Below are 18814 nucleotides of genomic sequence, written 5' to 3'. Positions count from 1 at the left end.
TGAAAAATGTCATCAGACAACACGCATTTTGGCGCCGCATCACCTTTAAAGAGTGTGCAATTGCGGGCCCTGTAAAAAAAATTAACTGACTTGAAAACGATAGCAACAACATAACATGGCAAAACTAACCACACACCCAAGCTGGCAGGCGCTGTGCCAGCATCAAATTGAAATGCGCGATATTCAAATGCGCGATCTCTTCAAGCAAGATCCAAAACGTTTTGAAACGTTTAGCTTAATTGTCGATGACATTTTGCTTGATTACTCTAAGCACCGCATCACTGACGAAACGTTAAAGCATTTATTTCAATTAGCGCGTGACTCTGACATCGAACAATGGCGTCAGCGCATGTTTAGCGGTGAAAAAATCAATATCACTGAACACCGTGCAGTATTGCATACCGCCCTGCGCAACCGCAGCAATACCCCGGTGTATGTAGATGGCAAAGATGTGATGCCTGACGTCAACGCCGTGCTGACTCAAATGCGTGGTTTCACCGAGCAAGTGCGGGGTGGTCAATGGACCGGCTATACCGGCAAACGGATTACCGATGTGGTGAATATCGGCATCGGCGGTTCTGATCTGGGCCCAGTGATGGCTTGCGACGCCTTAAAACCTTATGCCAGCCCGGACCTGAAGGCGCATTTCGTTTCGAATATTGACGGTGCGCACTTGATGCGAGTGCTGGAAAGCTGCAACCCGGAGACCACGCTTTTTATTGTGGCTTCCAAAACCTTTACTACCCAAGAGACCATGACCAATGCGCACTCCGCACGTCGCTGGTTTCTAAATGCAGCCAAACAAGAGCAACACGTGGCTAAGCACTTTGTCGCGCTGTCCACCAATGCAACTGCAGTCAAAGCTTTTGGCATCGATACCAACAATATGTTCGCTTTTTGGGACTGGGTTGGTGGGCGTTATTCATTGTGGTCTGCCATTGGTTTATCCATCGCCCTCTATGTGGGTATGGATAATTTTGAGCAACTGCTGGCAGGTGGTCATGCCATGGATCAGCACTTTCAAACCGCGCCACTAGAACAAAACATGCCGGTGATCATGGCTTTACTGGGCATCTGGTATAACAACTTCTTCCATGTGGACACCCACGCCATTCTGCCCTATGACCAAGGCATGTCTCGGTTTGCTGCTTACCTACAACAAGCAGACATGGAAAGCAACGGTAAATTTATTTGCCGAGATGGCACCCGTGTGACTTACAAAACCGGTCCAGTCATCTGGGGCGAAGCGGGCACCAATGGTCAACATGCTTTTTACCAGCTGATTCATCAAGGCACGCAAATTGTTCCCGCTGATTTCTTGATGCCAGCCAATAGTCATTATCAAGTGGGCGAACCAGAAGACCAGCACCATAAAATTCTGCTGGCCAACTTTTTAGCACAAACCCAAGCCTTAATGTTGGGTAAAACACGGGATGAAGCACGCGCAGAGCTCGAAAAGCAGGGCTTAAGTGGTGAAGCGCTTGAAAGCTTGCTGCCACACAAAGTATTTGAAGGTAACCGCCCGACCACCTCCATCGTGTTTAAGCAGCTCACGCCTTACACCTTGGGTAAACTGATTGCGTTATATGAACACAAGATTTTTGTCCAAGGCATCTTGTGGGACATCAACAGCTATGATCAGTGGGGCGTGGAATATGGCAAACAGATTGCCAGCCAGATTCTGCCGCAGCTTAATACCCCTGAAGCAGTCCATAGCTTTGACGGCTCGACTAATGGTTTAATTAATTACGCGAAGAAACTTTCGCAGTGAATTGATTAATATGAAAAAAGGCCTCTAGTGAGGCCTTTTTTTTGGTGCTTAAAACCTATCAAACCAACTCGTTTTTGATCGCATAATGGGTGATATCCGCGTTGTGTTTGAGATGCATTTTTTCAAGCAAACGGGTGCGATACATACTGACCGTTTTCACAGACAAAGAGAGTTTATCGGCTATCTCACTCACCGATAAGCCAGAGGCAATTAAACGCATCACCTGAAATTCACGGTCAGACAATATTTCGTGTGGCGCTGCGGTGTGGTCATTGCCCACCTGCTCTGCCAGAATCTCAGCCACATTGGGTGTGATGTATTTTTTGCCTTTAGCCAAGGTATGAATCGCGGTCAACAGCTCCTCTGAGGCGGTATGCTTACACAAGTAACCAGAAGCCCCAGAACGTATGGAACGCACCGCATACTGCTCTTCCATGTACATCGACAGCATCAGAATATTAATCGCGGCGTTTTCGCGCTTGATGAGTTTCAGGGCTTCGATCCCCGTTTTGTCAGGCAATGAAATATCGAGCAGCATGACATCTGCCGCGAACTCGCGCACACACTTAATGGCTTGGGCCACATTTTCAGCTTCTGCGACGACTTCAATGTCGCCACTTGCAGTTAAAATCTGCTTGATTCCGGAGCGCAGAATTGCGTGATCATCCACAATAATGACTTTAATTTTTTGTATGTCCACCCAGATCCCTCTAATACGCTAACGCGTGATTTGCCATGTCAAACACGGCGTGATGGATTGTAAATCGGATAATCGCTTGTGTCACGTGGCAACCGCTGCTAATGGGGTGCGAACATAGATACAGGTGCCCGGCCCGTCTTTAGAGGCATCAATATGACACTCGCCCCCCAAGGCTGCCGCCCGCTCCTGCATGCCACGCAAGCCAAACGCATTGGCTTTAATTTTATCTGCGAGCGCAATACCAATGCCATTGTCAGTAATGCGCATGACGAGATCATCCTCTAACAATGATAACTCCACGGCGACCTGATTGGCCTGAGCATATTTAGCAATATTGGACAGCGCTTCCTGACAGATGCGGAACAGCGCCATGGACTGATCAGCGTCACATTCAAGATCATGGCAATTGGTCACAAATTTGGCGGAGACGCCTAACTGTTTTTTAAATTGGTTCACTTGCCACTCTAGGGCATCCACTAAGCCTAAATCGAGAATATTTGGACGTAAGTTGCCTGATATCCGATGCACCGCATCAAAGGTTTGGTTAATAATGGCCTGCAGCATATTGGCTTGCTCCAGACTGACCGGCAGACCACCTTCAATCTGTTGAATCATGGTGGATAGCCCGAGCTTCATGGCGGTCAGATTACCGCCCAAATCATCATGAATCTCACGGGCAATGCAGACGCGCTCTTGCTCTTTGACCTGCTGCACATGTGCCGTTAATGCTTGCAAATCGCTTCTGGCTTGCTCAATCTCTTGCTTCTCATGCTTGCTCTGACTGATATTGAGCATAATGCCATCCCACTGCACCGCCCCCTGACCCAAATCCTGCACGGTGGCCCGGATATTGACCCATTTCATATCCTGCCAGTCGGCAATCCAGATCCGACCCTCCCAATCTAAACGCTTATGCTGTTTGGCGGATTTTTGTAATTTTTGCCTGAACTGGCTGGCAGAATGCGCTTCCATCGCATTGAGCAGCGTTTGTGTGTCTTTGAGTAAGGCCGCAGCCGGAATCCCCAGCAAGGCCTCACAACCCTCACTCAAATAAGTGAACACAACTTGCCCATCGGTAGTCATGTGCATTTGAAACACCAGCCCGGGAATACTCGAGACAATGGCCGAAAATCTGCGCTCGCTTTCGTACAAGGCATCTTTGACGCTATCAACAGGCAGACTAGTCAGTGGGGAATTCACAACAGGCGTAGACACAGGGCACCTCAGTTAAGATGCTGATTAGCATATCACGCCCAGCCATCAGTGGCTAACCTATCTACTAGTGATCAGCCAGTGCGAGAAAAGGCTTGAAATATTGCCTTATGAAGCTGCGCTGGTTTGCAAATCCAGCTCGGTCATGACGCGATTCTTGCCGCTTTTTTTAGCCAGATACATGGCTTGGTCTGCACGTAACAAAATGGAATTCACATCATCGCCACCCTGAAACAAAGCGACACCTGCGCTAAAGGTGATAAGCAGTTTTTGGTTATTGCCTAAAAAATATTCTTTTGTCAGCGCGCGTTGCAAGCGACTCATGGTCATCACGGCCTCTGCTAGCTGCGTATTCGGCAATATCACCACAAACTCTTCCCCGCCCATTCTGGTGACAATATCTGTCGGCCTGACGGCACGTTTAATCACAGCAGCCAGGTGCTTGAGCGCAGCATCGCCAGCGGCGTGCCCATGTTGGTCATTGAGCATTTTAAAGTTATCAATGTCGAGTAAAGCCACACTCAGGGCCTCACCACTGCGTTGATGGCGCGCAATCTCGGTACTGAAAGCCTCATCCATACCGCGACGATTAAGCACACCTGTGAGTTGGTCAATGCGGACGACTTCACTCAATTGTTGCAATTCATCCTGCAAAAGCTGCATACGTGCTTGGGTGTCATTGGCTAACCGTTGCTGGCTTAGCAAATCGTCGCGTGAACGCAAAATATCTGTCTGCATGACCGAGGTATCACGCATCAAATGATTGACCAATTCATTAATCTTAATCAGATCGTCTGTTTGTGACAGCTCTTTGGCATAGTTTTCGATCTTGCCACTATATAAATCGCTGGCGTCCCCCATGTATTTGAGTTTATCAATGAAGGTGCCAATCAGCGTTTTGAAAGAATTTTTTGCCTCCATGAGGCTATGTTTGACCAGGCTTTGCTTGTACACCACCTCTTTCAGGCTTTTTTCGGCTTGCTTGAGTTTGGCTCTATCCAGCGGCCCACTGATAATGGATTGCACCGCATACACTTGGCCAGTCAGCCATCCATCCTCGGCCACCAACTCGCCGATATTTGACAATAGCAAATGTAACAAATCGATGATGTCCCCACGCACATCGTCTTCTTTGGCGCCGATCACCTCCACTCGCATGAGTAGCGCTTTCAGTGACTTGGCCAGACTCTCCCATTCTTTCAGTTTTTTGGCACGCTCAGTGGTTTCCTGCAAAGCGAGTGCCTCCGCCTGTAAATCTGGATAACCTTCTAAACGGGGGATCAAGCCTAACTGCAAGGTTTGTTTAAGCAGGGTTTGCAAAATGGCGAAAGCGCCATGAAACTGCTGCACATCTTTAGGCAGCATTTCTGTGCTCGCTTCTGTTATGGCTGCCACGGGAGCTGGGCTATCTGCTGTGGTAGGCATATCTGCTAACGGTGCACTGTCCACCCTGGCCTCTGCTGGCAGCCAGTGATTTGCCATGCCAATCAGCTTGTCAGACAGGGACGCATCGCTGCCAAAATTAATCAGCACGCGCTCTAACGTCTCCCGCTTTCTGGCAACATCAACGCCGCTGCGTTTATCATCCCACCCCTGTAACAGAGTACGAATGGCCTTGGGCCATTTGTTGGAATGACTAAGCTCTTGTTGCATAGACTCGGTGAGTAACTCGCCTAAACCTTGCCAGTTATCTTGTTTAAGCACCTTTTCCCAGCGATTAATCCAATTGGTTTGCTCGAGTGAATCATGGGGAAGCTGTTTGAGCGCTTTTCTCAGCGCGACCGCCGCATCCTCTTTGACTGGTTTGCCTGAAATTTCGTGATAAATCTGCGTGTAATTATCAGGCGTCGGCTCTACCCGGCGCACCGCGATTTGCTTAATCGTTTCTCGTGCAATTTCCGAGGCAGTCATTGAGGATCCGTTGGTTGCCATAATAAGTTAAATCTAAAAAAATATAGATAATTATGGCGCGCAACTCTTGGCTTTTATGTGGCTATAAGAGGCTTGATTATTGGTTATTTCACAGACTAGCGCATCGCGCAGCGGCAACAATCAACTTAAAAAAGAAATCTATGTAAAATCGTTTTGCGTTACAATAGCCCCCGCGGGCCTCCCCGCATTGTAAGATAGCCAACCTGGTCAGGTGCGGAAGCAAGCAGCCACAACTATTGAGCAAGTGCCGGGGGTTGGGCTCGCACCCTTTCCATATTGCCCTCCGATTTGACATACAATTGACGACGCCTTGCATGTTTGAATATGCGCAATTTTGTGGTCATGGAGTCAAGCATGAGCCGGCAATTTAAGCTAAAGTATGGTTTTGCTTTATAGCTTTTAATCACTCGAGTGCGCGATGTCTTACCAAGTATTGGCGCGTAAATGGCGCCCAAAATCCTTTAGCAGTCTGGTCGGTCAAGACCATGTGGTTCAGGCATTAAGCAATGCACTCAGCCAACAACGCCTGCACCATGCCTATTTATTCACGGGCACGCGTGGGGTGGGCAAAACCACCTTATCGCGTATTCTGGCAAAATCACTCAACTGTGCCACTGGTATCACTGCCACGCCTTGCGGGACCTGCGAAGCTTGTCTTGCCATTGATATTGGCCGCTATGTCGACTACGTAGAAATGGATGCAGCATCAAACCGCGGGATCGCTGACATGGTCAGCCTGCTAGAGCAGGCAATTTATGCCCCCTCCTCCGGGCGCTTCAAAGTCTATATGATCGATGAAGTGCATATGCTGACTAAAGAAGCTTTTAATGCCATGCTGAAAACGCTGGAAGAACCGCCAGCCCATGTCAAATTTATACTGGCGACCACTGACCCACAAAAAGTGCCGGTCACCATTCTTTCACGCTGTTTGCAGTTTAATCTTCGCCAAATGGCCAGCAGCACCATTACCGCGCATTTGCAAGATATTCTCGGTCAAGAACAATTACCGTTTGAAGCACCTGCCTTGCAATTAATTGCGCGTGCGGCAAATGGCAGTATGCGAGATGCTTTGTCACTCACCGACCAAGCGATTGCTTATGGCAATCAATCTGTGCGTGAAAGTGATGTGCGCAGCATGTTGGGGGCCATTGACCAAAGTTATTTATATGAACTGTTGCATGCATTGATTGCCAGCGACGCAACGCGTTTACTGCATATTGCCCAGCAGATGGAGTCGCGCAGTATCGGCTTTGAAAGCGCTTTGAACGATCTGGCGGCCCTGCTACATCTGCTGGCAGTGGCCCAATACAGCCCGCAGGCCATTGCTGATGATCATCCTGAGCGGCAAACCCTGCTGGATTTAGCGTCACAGTTGAGCGCAGAGATGCTGCAACTGTATTACCAAATTTGCATTTTAGGCCACCGTGATATCGGTCTGGCGCCGGATGCATACGCCGGATTTACCATGACCTTGCTGCGTCTGCTGGCTTTCAAAGCAGACGCGATGACTCCCAGCGCGCCAACATCGAGCAATGGTGGGTCTTCCGAAGGCCCGTCTCGGAGCAATGGCGGAGGTGGCGCGCGTGCTGCATTAGCAAACACACGCCAGATGAGTGCGAGCGAGAGCAACGAGGCATCGCAGACTGGTGCCGCCGCCATTGCTTCTGCACCGGTGATCGCAACCCGGCCAGCGCAAGCTTCAACGCCAGCCGCGCCTCGTCAGGCGATAGCGGCCCTAGAGCAAATTCCGCAACAGTCGTTCTCTGCACCGATCATGGCGCAGGCGTCAGAATCGGCGCCAGTCGCTTGGGATGGGAACTGGCGGGGGTTGGTCGAAAACCATTTAAGTAAACTGGGACTGGTGCGCGCCTTGGCACAAAACTGTGAGCTGGTCAGCTTTGATGCAGATACGATGACATTACGTATCAGTGAAGCCCATAAGCACTTGGCCAGTGCAAACTATCTCGACAAGCTCAATAGCGCGCTCAGTAGCCATTTTGGTCGGCGTCTCAAATTAAACATCGTCACCGGGCAAGAAGCGAATACGCCCGCCAGACAACAAGCCGTTGAAAAAGCAGAATTACAAGATCAAGCAACCGAGGCCATCATGGCTGACCGCTTCGTGCAGGGCTTGATGCAGGAGATGGGGGCTACCATTATCCCTAACTCCATTAAACCCTTACATTAACCCCACTATTTTAGGAGCAGATGATGATGAAAGGTGGCATGGGCAATATGATGAAACAGGCCCAGATGATGCAGGCCAATATGCAAAAAGCGCAAGCGGAACTCGCGACGTTAGAAGTCGAGGGAATCGCTAGCAACGGCATGGTAAAAATTGTCATGACCTGTAGTCATGACGTCAAACGCGTGCACATTGAGGACGCAGCCATGGACGATAAAGAAACACTGGAAGATCTGCTGTTAATCGCATTAAAAGATGCCAAAGCCAAAGCAGAGGCGACCAGTGCCGCCAAAATGGGCAACTTAATGCCACCTGGCTTTAAATTGCCGTTCTAATCAGGGAGGCTGCTTGAATAATCCAGCAGTGCTTGAACAGCTGATCAGCGCGCTGCGCTGCTTGCCCGGCGTCGGCCCAAAGTCCTCCACCCGCATGGCTTACCACTTGCTACAGCGCGACCGCGAGGGTGCACAAAAGCTGGCCGCTAGCTTACAGCAGGCGCTGGACAAGCTGGCGCATTGCGATTATTGCAATAACTTCAGCGAGCATAGCGCATGCAGCCTCTGTCAAGACAGTCAGCGCGACAAATCTATCCTGTGTGTGGTCGAGATGCCCACCGATCTCATGATGCTTGAAAATACACGCAGTTATCAGGGCCAATACTTCGTATTAATGGGAAAACTTTCGCCCATGGATGGCATCGGCCCGAAAGATATCCACCTGGACACCCTGTTAAAACGGGCGCAAGACCCGGCCATTCATGAAGTCATCGTTGCCACCAACTTTACCTCTGAAGGGGAAGCCACTGCCCATTACATTGGTCAGATGCTTAAATCGCGTGGTATTCAAGTCAGTCGCATCGCACGCGGCTTACCCATGGGTGGTGAAATTGAGTACGTCGATAGCGGCACACTTTCGACCGCCCTGCTAGAGCGCAAAGCCGTCACTTAAAGATTTCTTAGCGCCATCTGCACGTTGATTTTGCGCATTCTTGGCGCAGATTTTGTCTCAAATTTAAGCATTATTGGGCCGTTGACAGCCGCCAATCGCATGGTTTCCGCCGTGTTATGCCCGTTCTTCCTGCAAATAAAAAAGTTTGCCTGTCGTTATAGTAGTGAAGCAGCTTAGCCAGCCTCACCTCCGGCGAATGCTCGCCAGGGCCAAGCCACAAGCCAGCCTGTTCTTCATCTCACACAAGCAAAGTGATATTTCATGGAACTGTTTCTACATACCTTTGACGCTAACAATCACGCCCAATTAGCGCGGCTAGGGCTAACCAGCATGAACGACACCGGATTCAGTTATCAAACAGAAACGGAACTGCTGCAAAAACTAGATCAAATCATTGAACAAGTATCCGCAGACACCTTAAAAGAGACTTGGGTGCTGGTTGCGCTGGCAAACCAACGCCTGGCGCCAATGGCGGCTTTAGCAGCCACCATGCCGTTTAATACCTTCTACGCGCGTCACAAATATCCGTGGTTGTTGTCAGCGCTTGAACCGCATGTGCAAATGCATTACCAGCCGATTGTTGATTTTAGCCAAGGCGGCAAAGTGTTTGGATTTGAGGCGCTTTGCCGACTAAAAACACCGGAGGGACACTGGCTCAATGGCGCGGAAGCGTTTGCACTGGCCGCAGAAGTGAGGCGTACCCACGAACTAGACTTGGCGTGCCAGCGTCTGGCACTCGTTGGCAAGTCACAATCCATTTCCGCCACCAAGCCGATTTTTATTAACGTATTGCCGCAAACGATCATGAGCCCGGGCTGGCTAGATTTTATTTTAAATATGTTGTCCCAGCAGGCGATTGATAAACGCGATGTGGTGATCGAGATTGTCGAAAGTGAGAAAACCAACCCAGAAACACTGGCACGCTACTGTGACGAAATTCGCATGCATGGCTTGCGCATTGCACTCGATGACATGGGATCTGGCTTTAACGGACTGCGGATACTGGCTGAAGTCCGCGCAGATTTCATTAAAATTGACCGCGCGATTGTGCATGAGGCTCAAGGTAGCCGCGTTAGAACCGTGCTGCTCGAAGCCATCATTTCAATGGCACAACGTTTGGGTTGCACCATTATTGCAGAGGGCTTGGAGCGGGTTGAAGATATTACCTATTGTCAGGATTTAGGATTGCACTACGCGCAAGGTCATTATTTTGCCCACCCGCAAAGCGAACCGAGTGACCAAGTCACCGCACTCCCTATCCGTGATGAGTCGCATCGCTCACATGTGCCCGATGACTTCCATATTGGCGAATTCATCAGTCACGGACTCACCATTGACGTGAGTAGCTCGCTTGCCGAAGCCAGAAGCTTATTCAACGCACACACCGATGTCGCCATCGCCGTGGTACTGGATGGTCGCATTCCGCTCGGGGTGCTGCGGCGCGGTAAAGTTTTTTCAAAGAAAGTGTCTGGCTTGGGCGCTTGTTGCGACCCCTTACCCAAAGTGATCAATCACATGATCCCCTCCTCTGTGCTTGCGCGCATTTTTTATCTGGAGCGAGGCAATACAGACATATGGATTACCGTGAACGAGCATGGCGCCTATGTCGGCATACTGCAACCGATGGAAATCATGGCCCAGTTAATCAGCCGTAAAGCATCCACTGGAAACTTACATCCCTTGAGCCATCTCACCACGGGCCCTACGCTGCGGCAAACACTAGACAATAGCTTGCGCAACAACCCCAATACGCAATTGGTGTATATCGATCTGGACCACTTTAAGGCCTATAACGATCGTTATGGCTTTATCCGCGGGGATGCCATGATCCGACTACTTTCTGAAATCATCCGCCAAGAGTTTCAAGATAAATCAGGGGTGATGGTCGGCCATATCGGTGGGGATGATTTTGTATTGATCTACGATCATAAGGTCGCAACCCTCAGCGATACGCTGCTGCACATTATCAGCCAATTTCAAGCACTCGCCGTGCACCTCTACGATGCGACTGACCTCGAGCGTGGTTTTTTCACCACAGAGGATGGCAAAGACCACCCAGTGGCCAGCGTGTCTATTGCAGTGGTAAATGGCGCGCAAGGCACGCTAGAAAACAGTGTGATGGCCGCAGAGCGGGCAGCCATGCTTAAAAAAATAGGCAAAGCCAATCTCGGTAGCATTGTGGTGGTAGAAGATACCCCACCACAAACCATATTCCCGAAAAAAGAATTCTATTCTGATTGGCAGCAGCGCGCCTTAGCCGCCTTGCAATCCCTGCTCCACATCCAGCGGTCGACTGGTTCGCATGATTTGGACGGTTGCTTTGCTGAGTTTCCCTACTTTGAGGTCATCTTCGAACTGGAACCAAATGGTGTACAACGCCATGCCAACTGGATTAATCCAAACATGTACGGCAAAATCAAAGCGGGTGGCGCCGGTATTAACCGCAGTCAACAAGCGTATTATCAAAGTGTTGCTGAAACGCACGCGCCGTATATATCAAGCATTTACCTATCAACAGCGACTGAGGATTTCTGTCTCACCGTTTCGCTACCGCTGCTGGATGAGGCAGGTCAACTTCAGAGCATCTTGGTGGCAGATATTAATATTGCAGCCATGGCGGTCCTCAGTAGCGCAAGGCAGCCATAGACCCATTACAAATAAGCCAGCAAATCTTGGGGATGCGCAATACAACCATCGGCACCCCAAGTGTGCGGTTGGTCATTCGACGACAGGTAGCCAAACAAAGCCACCAGTGTTTTCATTCCGGCGGCTCTGCCCGCCTGAATGTCCCGCTCTGCATCGCCGATATACCAGACGGTTTTCGGATCGATGGCCATGCGTTCGCAAGCAAGTAACAAGGTTTGTGGTGAGGGCTTGGGTTGGGGCGCATCATCACCACTAATCACTGCTGCAGCCTGCAGATCTAATCCCATGTGCGTCACCATCGGCATGGTAAAGCGTCGCGGCTTGTTGGTGACGATCCCCCAACGCAACCCACGTTGCTCAATCCCTTGCAACGTTTCTGCCATGCCATCAAATAACTGCGGTTGACGGGTCATCACCTGCGTATACAGCGCCAGATATTCGGTGCGCATGGCTTCAAAATCGGCGTCACTAGGCAGCAAGCCGAAGCCGACTTCAAGCAAGCCACGCGAGCCGTGAGAGGCATAGGGTCGAATAGCGGCATCCGGTAACGCGTGCAGCCCATGACGCTCACGTTGCAAATTCAAGGCATAACCTAGATCGGGGGCGGTATCGACCAACGTCCCGTCAAAATCAAACAACACAGCTTGCATTACACGTCCTGTCAAAGATCCTTGATGGCATGCAACATATAATTGACACTCGTATCTGACGTCAATGCATATTGCTTATTCAATGGGTGATAACTCACGCCAGTTTGGTGTTGCAGTTCTAGGCCAGATGCACGCATCCATGCCGCAAGCTCTGAGGGCTTAATAAACTTGCTGTAATCATGCGTCCCTTTGGGTAGCAGATTGAGCACGTATTCTGCGCCAACCACCGCCATCAAATACGCTTTGGCATTGCGGTTTAAAGTCGAGAAAAAAACGTGCCCTCCCGGCTTTACTAAGCGCGCGCAGGCACGCACCACGCTACTAGGATCTGGCACATGCTCCAGCATTTCCATACAAGTCACCACATCAAACGTTTGCGGTTGTTCTTCCGCGAGCGCTTCAACGGCCACACAACGGTATTCCAATTGAACGCCAGAATCCAGTGCGTGCAGCTGGGCCACCTGCAGCGATTTTTCTGCTAAATCGATACCCGTCACTTGCGCGCCGCGTTGCGCCATGGATTCACTTAAAATTCCCCCGCCACAGCCTACATCCAACACTTGCTTACCCTGCAAAGAAGCACGGTTATCAATGTAATCCAGACGTAACGGATTTAATTGGTGCAAAGGTTTAAACACTCCTTGTTGGTCCCACCACTGATGGGCCAACTCAGAAAACTTATTCACCTCTGCGACTTCTACATTCGTCATAATCGCTCCTTTAATTAGTGGTGCACTAACAGTTAGCTTAACTGGCGGTTGTTTGCAGCTTTAATTGCCACTGCAATGCAATAGACCTTAATTCTTCAACTTCGATCTGATTAAATTGCGGTTGGCCATCCGGCATTCGCTGATAAAGTAACGAGCCATCCACCCAGGTATGGGTAACTTGCTCACGGCCAGCCACATAGACCAGATGCGAGATTGGATCAAAACAAGGTAGGCTATTCAGGTCATCCAGCTTAACTGCAACCAAATCAGCCTGTTTACCGACTTCAATACTGCCAACTTTATCCTGTAGGCCCAGCGCACGTGCGCCATGCAATGTTGCCATAGATAAGGCTTGATACGCCGGCAGTGCCGCTGCACCCTGCTCACTCACTTTAGCCAACAAGGCAGCGGTGCGCATCTCTTGCCAAAGATCCAGCCGATTATTGCTCGCCGCACCATCCGTGCCCAAGCCGACATTGACACCTGCCGTTAGCGCCGCCGCCACAGGGGCGATACCACTGGAGAGTTTCAAATTTGAACTGGGGCAGTGCGCGAGGTGGGCACCTTGTCTGGATAAGGTCTCCAGCTCATGCGGCTCTAGGTGCACACCATGGGCCAGCACGGTACCGGGACCAATCGCACCCAGTGACAGCAAGCGTTGCAACGGCCGCACACCAAATTGCTCAAGGCTTTGGTCTATCTCTGCGCGCGTTTCATGTAAGTGCGTATGAATGCCCAGATTGAGTTGTTCAGACAAAGTGACGATCTGCTCAAAAGTGAGGTCACTCACGGTATAGGGCGCATGCGGTGCAAATGAAAAACTCAGCAATGATTCAGACTTGTATTGGTCACGGACTTCGGTGCCCAATCGAATATACTCATGGGCGGTGGCTGCATAATTGCTTGGAAACTCCAACACAACCAACCCAATGTGCGCGCGCATCCCCGCTCGTTTCACGGCCTCTATGGTCGATTGCGGAAAAAAATACATGTCATTGAAAGTGGTGATGCCGCCACTGAGCATCTCTGCACAGGCGAGCAGGCTACCATCATGCACAAATGGTTTGGATACCCACCGTTTTTCTGCAGGCCAAATATGCGTGTGAAGCCATGGCATTAACGCGACATCGTCCGCATAGCCTTTTAACAAATTCATACTGCTATGGGCATGCAAATTAATGAAGCCAGGAAGCAAGGCGTGTTGAGCGCAATCAATGACTGGCCAATCCTCTGCCCACGCTGGAATCGCAGTTTTAGGCACAATGGCCTTGATTTGTCCGTCATCCACCAACACGGCATGATGCTCAAGCACTGGATCACCCGCATCCATCGGAATCACCCAGCGTGCTTTGATAATAAATCGAGTTTCAACCATAGCTGGATTATAACTGAGCCAATCCCACAAAAATCTCAGTCAAGCCGATAGGCAAAAAAAAACCACGCTTACGCGTGGTTTTATTCAGAGCAACATCTGATTATTGGCAGCCAACTTGTTTGGTGCCTTCAGCGCGGATCTCTACGCGGCGGTTAGGTTGCAAGCAAGAAATCAATTTTTTGCTTACTTTTTTACCATCGCACTGAACCACTGGCTCAGTTTTACCTTTACCTTCAGAAGTGATGATATTGCTATCTACACCTTGAGCGATCAGATAATCAGCCACTTGTTTAGCACGGCGCTCAGACAATTTCTGGTTGTAAGCATCGGAACCGATACGGTCAGTGTGACCAGTCACAACCACTGCAGAAATTTCTGGGTTAGATTTGATTTTAGCAGCTGTTTCTTCCAACACTTTACGGCCTTCTTCACGCAAATTGGCCTTGTCGAAACCAAACAGTTTTTCTGCACTAACAGTCACTGTTTCGTTTTGTGGTTTGCACATTGGTGCTGGAATTGGCGCTGGTGCTGGTGCTGGAGCCGGTGCTGGCTCAGCAGCTGCCATTGGCGCTGGCGTTGGTTCTGGTGTTGGCTCTTCAACCACTGGTGCTGGTGCACCAAAGCGGAAAATACCACCAATATTGAACAATGTGTTACCGATGGTATCGGTTTCAGAATCGCTCACAACACCATTTGTCGCCGCAACGCGTGCACGGCTCCACTGATGACGCAAATCAGCTTGAATACCAAACTTATCGTTAAACAAGTATTGTGCACCCAAACCTACGTTTGCCATCCAAGAGGTTTTCTTACCATCGACGTCTAAACCAGGCACGGAGTAGTCAACGTTGTTGCGCGCTGCACCCAAACCTGCCAGCAAGAATGGACGGAATTTATCACGGCTAAACAGATACAAAGCATCCAAGCCCAGTGCAGTCTGCTTGTACTTACCGCTTGCGCCAGCAATGCCTAGATCTTCGTCAGCACGGTTATAGCCCAAGCGACCTTGAATGTCCCAATGCTCGCTCAGCTCTTTACCGATAGACAGGAAACCACCGCGGCCATTGTCAGCCTCGAGATCGTTGTCAGTGTTCATGTAGGTTGCACCTGGAACAACATACCAAGCACCACGGTACATGTCTTCAGCTTGTGCAACTTGCGATGCAAACACAAATGCAGAAGCAATTGCCAAGCCTAAAAAGCTTTTTTTCATTCATTGACTCCTTCGTAATTGGGCTATTTTGCCACATCTTTGAAAAAACTTACAAATTGAACTATACGCAAAGCGGCTCCCGGACGCAACCCTAACGGCCATCTGTAACGCTTATTTGTTGGGTTTGAGACCAATTATTCAACAAATTTGTGACACTCTTGAAGCCAATGCGTCCACCTTTTCGGGCAATAACGCTTGCGCTCTTTGCCCTTGTGCGCACAGGCCACTGCGAAATCCAAGGTAATCAGGATTGAGGGCTGCCAGCGTTTCAAAATGCGCTAATTGCAAGCCGCCAGCAATACCGACAAATAAGCCCAAAGACTTGGCGACCTGCACAAATCCCTGCAAGGCTGATATCGATACCAACGCGGTAAGTGTGTTTGATTTATCCTGCGTATCGACCATCACGCCCCAATACTTCTGCTGCGCAAGCCATTTTAATTGTTCGTGCATGTTCTCTGCCGCCATGCTGGCTGGGGTCATTACCGCGATGAGTGGCACGCGGAGTTTGAGGAAATGATCGATAGTGGCTTGATAACCAAGCTGACCCCAAATGACCATAGGCAATTTAATCACTTCAACGCCGATATGCAGCCTATCGTCAATCCTCTGATGCAATGTGGTTGGCGAATCACAATCATCACCTACCGTGGCACTAATCACTATATCTGTCTGTGAGGTTTGTTGTCTGAATTGGTTCACCGCGACCACAATGGCCTTTGAGGTCGTCAGATCGAGGGCTGCCAGGGCCCCGTGACTAGTTTCTTTCAAATCGATGAGTGAAATGCCTGCAGCGAGCACGAGCTCGACTTCAGGCACAGAATGAACACTTACTAAGGCTTGCATCGAATGACTCACGCTTGTTGAAGACCACTTTGCTGTGTCAAATGATTGTTGACGCAATCCACTAGCCACTGCCATGCTTCTAATTCACGCGGTCCTGCGGTTTTATCAATCGCAATTTGAAGATATTGCATTTCTTGTGTGATTTTCTCAACCGGCAATCGTTGTAAGCGGCTGACCAATACCGCCAGTTCAATCACCGCAGCCTGCGCACGATTAAAGCCCATAAAAGGGGCATGCGTCTCACTCGAAACTACGCGCATCCATAATTTAGGGCGCACCGCATCCTCTTCAACCTGATCCAAAGCCAGTAAATGGTGGGCCAAACTGTCTTTCAGCCTAGCTGCTGGCATGCCGGCAATCGCTACAGTGGCGACGCTGGTTTTCTTGGCAATTGCCGCTGCAAATACACGCACATCATCAGACAAATTCATCACTGCCAATTGTGTCTGCAAAATATTGTCTAGGGTTGTAGAAGGCTGAAAAGGCATGATTAACACGCGGCCCTCCTGCCATTGAATCCCAAATGGCGCAACATGCACCTCACCTGTTGCCGAACAACTTGTAATTATCGTCTCATAAATCATCACATTATTCCGCATCATTGCTGGGAGGGTTGTCCTGATCAAGCCTTGCCGATTCAAGACGCTCTTTAATCGACGCATCGCGGTGTGCGACTTTCGCTTCTTTGTTCTGTTGGATTGACGCAACACCCCAATCCAACAACTCGTCTTGAACGTAGCGTTTTTTTAATTGCCAGGCAATTTGTGCACGTGCCAGCTCTACGCCTAGATAAAACGCATGAGACGCATCATTTTGCACATTCAAGCCCGCATAAAACCGGTAAGGATCCGTGTCGTGTTGGATGCCATCTCGGTTATAAACATGCACAGCCTCCTCACTCACCATAATTCTAAAACTGGGGTCTTTAATCTGCGTAGCCATCTCCGTAATTTCTTGTGCAGAATAAGGGAAAGGCTTGCGATCGTGGAGACCGAGCAGACCCGGCGAGTAACCGCGAGGTAAACGCTTGTCCTGGCGGGCGCGGTACATAATGCGCCGTGCAACATCCGCCTCTGCAACTGCTTCACTGGCATGCAGACTCACCGAGGTAGCCAATACCGCATTGATGTTGAGTTCGCTGATCATGCCAAATAGCATGGCATTGATGCCAGTGGTGTCGGCGTCGGTTAACTCCGTCAGATTCCCAACGCCCATCATGATGGCGATTTCAGGATATTTTTTGCGCAACTTATGATAGCGGACGATGGAATCGGTAAGCCCAAAATGAATCGGATCCAAAATAGGATCAGCAATGAAACGTCTGCCATGTTGCAAACAATGTTCAATCGCACGCAGCAAACTGGCAAAATTACCTGGGGTCGCTGGAATCAAGATCGGTGTGGCGGCGACTTCATCAGCAATCCACAAATTGTTTTCGTTCAGACTCAGCAGATAATCCGCGCCTGCTTTGCCAGCGGCGAGCAGGTCTTCATTGCGCATAGAGTCCACGCTCACCTGAAAGCCCTCGGCTTTGAGTGTACGCACCGTCTCTGTCATGTGTGCAAACGCTTTGCCCGGCAAACAACCCAGATCAATCACGTCAGCGCCTTGCGCTTGAAAATGACGGGCTTTAACCAAGATTTGTGCAATATTCAAGTCTGGCGCATCCACAATCTCAGCAAAAATCTTCACGCTATGCTGCGACAGGTCTGGGGCTTTGCCCTGCTGGCCAAAATACTGTGGCAAATCTTTCAAATCTTTCGGTCCACGCTCCACTGGCACCCCCCATTGCGCTTCGAGTTGCGTCAGGTCTCCTTGGCATAACCCTGGCACGATCACCTTGTCAAAATGATCTACTCGCGCGACTCGCCGCGCGATTAAGGGTGGCGTCATCAACGCGGCGACGGACACACCTATCTGTTTTACTTCGAATTCAAAAGGTGCCTGCTTGCTGTCAGCCTGAATCGTCTGCAAGATTTGACGCAGACTGTGTTCTGCCAGTTTTCCGGTAAGAAAAAGCAGCCGAGTCATGAAGTTATTCGGTTAACGCGTCAAACACCTGTATGCCATCGTGCAAATGCAGGTCATGTAATGTTGCCAAACGCTGCATGATGGTCGCCTGCAAGGCGTTCATATCCTCAACCACAGTGGTATCGGCAAAGTGCTTTAGTTTGGCCACATTATCTAGATCGATCTGCCGCGGGAACACTTTCACCATGTGATCTCGCGGCGCTTCAGACTCGAGCTCTGGCGCGGTATCACAGGCAAACACAACGCTGTGCACGCGTGTTTTACCCGCTTGCGCAAATAAGTTGGTGACCAGACTGTCAGAAAATCCGTAGGCCATCTTGGCGATGGTATTTGAGGTGGCAGGAGAAATCACCAATGTGTGATACACCGACTCGTAGAAACGTTCAACCGGCACACTGCTGGCGGTTTTATCTTGATAGACTTTATGGCCCGTGGCTTCAAGGGCGGCCTGAAAGCCGTATTGCTGGATAATTTCAGCCGCCGCGCGGCTGAGATAAATATCCACGTCTTGCAAGGTTTGCAATATGGCTAATGATTCGCGTAAATAATGCCCGGATCCCGTGATTGCCCAAGCCAGTCGTTTTGATCGCATAAA

Annotated in this window: 16 protein-coding genes and 1 other RNA gene; 6 read left to right on the top strand and 11 right to left on the bottom strand. The window is 49.9% G+C overall.

The window, feature by feature from the left end; all coding sequences use genetic code 11:
* Positions 1–115: 115 nt before the first annotated feature.
* Positions 116–1771 carry a glucose-6-phosphate isomerase gene (pgi, locus tag FIT99_RS05660; RefSeq protein WP_140003399.1) on the top strand — a complete coding sequence of 552 codons (1656 nt, stop codon included), beginning with the start codon at positions 116–118 and terminating at the stop codon, positions 1769–1771.
* Between the two features lie 58 nt (positions 1772–1829).
* Here pgi and FIT99_RS05655 read toward each other — a convergent pair whose 3' ends face one another.
* From FIT99_RS05655 to FIT99_RS05645, 3 genes are all read right to left on the bottom strand, one after another.
* Positions 1830–2471, bottom strand: a complete 642-nt coding sequence (locus tag FIT99_RS05655) for a response regulator (RefSeq protein ID WP_140003398.1) — start codon at positions 2469–2471, stop codon at positions 1830–1832.
* An 81-nt stretch (positions 2472–2552) separates the two neighbouring features.
* A complete protein-coding gene (locus FIT99_RS05650; RefSeq protein WP_223261296.1) occupies positions 2553–3686 on the bottom strand; it encodes a PAS domain-containing sensor histidine kinase in 1134 nt (377 codons plus the stop codon).
* A gap of 105 nt (positions 3687–3791) precedes the next feature.
* Positions 3792–5594: a GGDEF domain-containing protein gene (locus tag FIT99_RS05645; protein ID WP_140003396.1), complete on the bottom strand. Its 1803-nt coding sequence runs from the start codon at positions 5592–5594 to the stop codon at positions 3792–3794.
* A 192-nt stretch (positions 5595–5786) separates the two neighbouring features.
* On the opposite strand from FIT99_RS05645, the gene ffs reads away from it, so the two are divergent.
* The 5 genes from ffs to FIT99_RS05620 all read left to right on the top strand — a co-directional run bounded on the left by ffs (position 5787) and on the right by FIT99_RS05620 (position 11394).
* Positions 5787–5883: signal recognition particle sRNA small type (ffs, locus tag FIT99_RS05640), an RNA gene on the top strand.
* A 150-nt stretch (positions 5884–6033) separates the two neighbouring features.
* Positions 6034–7803: a DNA polymerase III subunit gamma/tau gene (gene dnaX, locus FIT99_RS05635; protein ID WP_140003395.1), complete on the top strand. Its 1770-nt coding sequence runs from the start codon at positions 6034–6036 to the stop codon at positions 7801–7803.
* Between the two features lie 23 nt (positions 7804–7826).
* Positions 7827–8135, top strand: coding sequence for a YbaB/EbfC family nucleoid-associated protein (locus tag FIT99_RS05630; protein ID WP_140004663.1), 309 nt, complete (start codon positions 7827–7829; stop codon positions 8133–8135).
* A 13-nt stretch (positions 8136–8148) separates the two neighbouring features.
* Positions 8149–8748, top strand: coding sequence for a recombination mediator RecR (gene recR, locus FIT99_RS05625; RefSeq protein ID WP_140003394.1), 600 nt, complete (start codon positions 8149–8151; stop codon positions 8746–8748).
* Between the two features lie 261 nt (positions 8749–9009).
* Positions 9010–11394 carry an EAL domain-containing protein gene (locus FIT99_RS05620; RefSeq protein ID WP_140003393.1) on the top strand — a complete coding sequence of 795 codons (2385 nt, stop codon included), beginning with the start codon at positions 9010–9012 and terminating at the stop codon, positions 11392–11394.
* 5 nt (positions 11395–11399) lie between these two features.
* Here the strand turns inward: FIT99_RS05620 and FIT99_RS05615 are convergent, their stop codons facing one another.
* The 8 genes from FIT99_RS05615 to FIT99_RS05580 form a co-directional block, all read right to left on the bottom strand.
* Entirely contained in the window at positions 11400–12044 is a 645-nt protein-coding gene (locus FIT99_RS05615) for an HAD family hydrolase (protein WP_140003392.1), read from the bottom strand.
* Between the two features lie 11 nt (positions 12045–12055).
* The gene (gene ubiG, locus FIT99_RS05610) at positions 12056–12754 is read right to left on the bottom strand and encodes a bifunctional 2-polyprenyl-6-hydroxyphenol methylase/3-demethylubiquinol 3-O-methyltransferase UbiG (RefSeq protein WP_140003391.1); all 699 of its coding nucleotides are present in this window, start codon (positions 12752–12754) and stop codon (positions 12056–12058) included.
* A gap of 37 nt (positions 12755–12791) precedes the next feature.
* The gene (locus FIT99_RS05605; RefSeq protein WP_189524789.1) at positions 12792–14129 is read right to left on the bottom strand and encodes a TRZ/ATZ family hydrolase; all 1338 of its coding nucleotides are present in this window, start codon (positions 14127–14129) and stop codon (positions 12792–12794) included.
* 100 nt (positions 14130–14229) lie between these two features.
* The gene (locus FIT99_RS05600; RefSeq protein WP_140003389.1) at positions 14230–15342 is read right to left on the bottom strand and encodes an OmpA family protein; all 1113 of its coding nucleotides are present in this window, start codon (positions 15340–15342) and stop codon (positions 14230–14232) included.
* A gap of 138 nt (positions 15343–15480) precedes the next feature.
* Positions 15481–16188 (bottom strand): (5-formylfuran-3-yl)methyl phosphate synthase, encoded by a 708-nt coding sequence (locus FIT99_RS05595; RefSeq protein ID WP_140003388.1) that lies wholly within the window; start codon positions 16186–16188, stop codon positions 15481–15483.
* Between the two features lie 8 nt (positions 16189–16196).
* Complete coding sequence (locus FIT99_RS05590) at positions 16197–16772, bottom strand: DUF447 domain-containing protein (RefSeq protein WP_140004662.1); 576 nt, start codon at positions 16770–16772, stop codon at positions 16197–16199.
* A 4-nt stretch (positions 16773–16776) separates the two neighbouring features.
* On the bottom strand, positions 16777–18219 hold the full coding sequence (locus FIT99_RS05585) for a DUF6513 domain-containing protein (protein ID WP_140003387.1): 1443 nt from the start codon (positions 18217–18219) through the stop codon (positions 16777–16779).
* A gap of 4 nt (positions 18220–18223) precedes the next feature.
* Complete coding sequence (locus FIT99_RS05580; RefSeq protein WP_140003386.1) at positions 18224–18811, bottom strand: flavoprotein; 588 nt, start codon at positions 18809–18811, stop codon at positions 18224–18226.
* Positions 18812–18814: the final 3 nt, after the last annotated feature.

Origin of the sequence: Methylophilus medardicus, from assembly GCF_006363955.1 — a bacterium.
In the GTDB taxonomy this organism is placed as follows: Bacteria; Pseudomonadota; Gammaproteobacteria; order Burkholderiales; family Methylophilaceae; genus Methylophilus; species Methylophilus medardensis.
The sequence above is the reverse complement of the archived record's forward strand: the minus strand, read 5'-3'. Positions and strand labels throughout refer to the sequence as shown.

What these genes read in the sequence shown, in the direction of transcription:
- ubiG (WP_140003391.1), bottom strand. Translation starts at nt 12,754, where the DNA reads ATGACGAATGTAGAAGTCGCAGAGGTGAATAAGTTTTCTGAGTTGGCC.
- FIT99_RS05620 (WP_140003393.1), top strand. Translation starts at nt 9,010, where the DNA reads ATGGAACTGTTTCTACATACCTTTGACGCTAACAATCACGCCCAATTA.
- FIT99_RS05585 (WP_140003387.1), bottom strand. Translation starts at nt 18,219, where the DNA reads ATGACTCGGCTGCTTTTTCTTACCGGAAAACTGGCAGAACACAGTCTG.
- FIT99_RS05645 (WP_140003396.1), bottom strand. Translation starts at nt 5,594, where the DNA reads ATGACTGCCTCGGAAATTGCACGAGAAACGATTAAGCAAATCGCGGTG.
- FIT99_RS05590 (WP_140004662.1), bottom strand. Translation starts at nt 16,772, where the DNA reads ATGATTTATGAGACGATAATTACAAGTTGTTCGGCAACAGGTGAGGTG.
- FIT99_RS05600 (WP_140003389.1), bottom strand. Translation starts at nt 15,342, where the DNA reads ATGAAAAAAAGCTTTTTAGGCTTGGCAATTGCTTCTGCATTTGTGTTT.
- dnaX (WP_140003395.1), top strand. Translation starts at nt 6,034, where the DNA reads ATGTCTTACCAAGTATTGGCGCGTAAATGGCGCCCAAAATCCTTTAGC.
- FIT99_RS05630 (WP_140004663.1), top strand. Translation starts at nt 7,827, where the DNA reads ATGATGAAAGGTGGCATGGGCAATATGATGAAACAGGCCCAGATGATG.
- FIT99_RS05615 (WP_140003392.1), bottom strand. Translation starts at nt 12,044, where the DNA reads ATGCAAGCTGTGTTGTTTGATTTTGACGGGACGTTGGTCGATACCGCC.
- pgi (WP_140003399.1), top strand. Translation starts at nt 116, where the DNA reads ATGGCAAAACTAACCACACACCCAAGCTGGCAGGCGCTGTGCCAGCAT.
- FIT99_RS05580 (WP_140003386.1), bottom strand. Translation starts at nt 18,811, where the DNA reads ATGCGATCAAAACGACTGGCTTGGGCAATCACGGGATCCGGGCATTAT.
- FIT99_RS05595 (WP_140003388.1), bottom strand. Translation starts at nt 16,188, where the DNA reads ATGCAAGCCTTAGTAAGTGTTCATTCTGTGCCTGAAGTCGAGCTCGTG.
- FIT99_RS05605 (WP_189524789.1), bottom strand. Translation starts at nt 14,129, where the DNA reads ATGGTTGAAACTCGATTTATTATCAAAGCACGCTGGGTGATTCCGATG.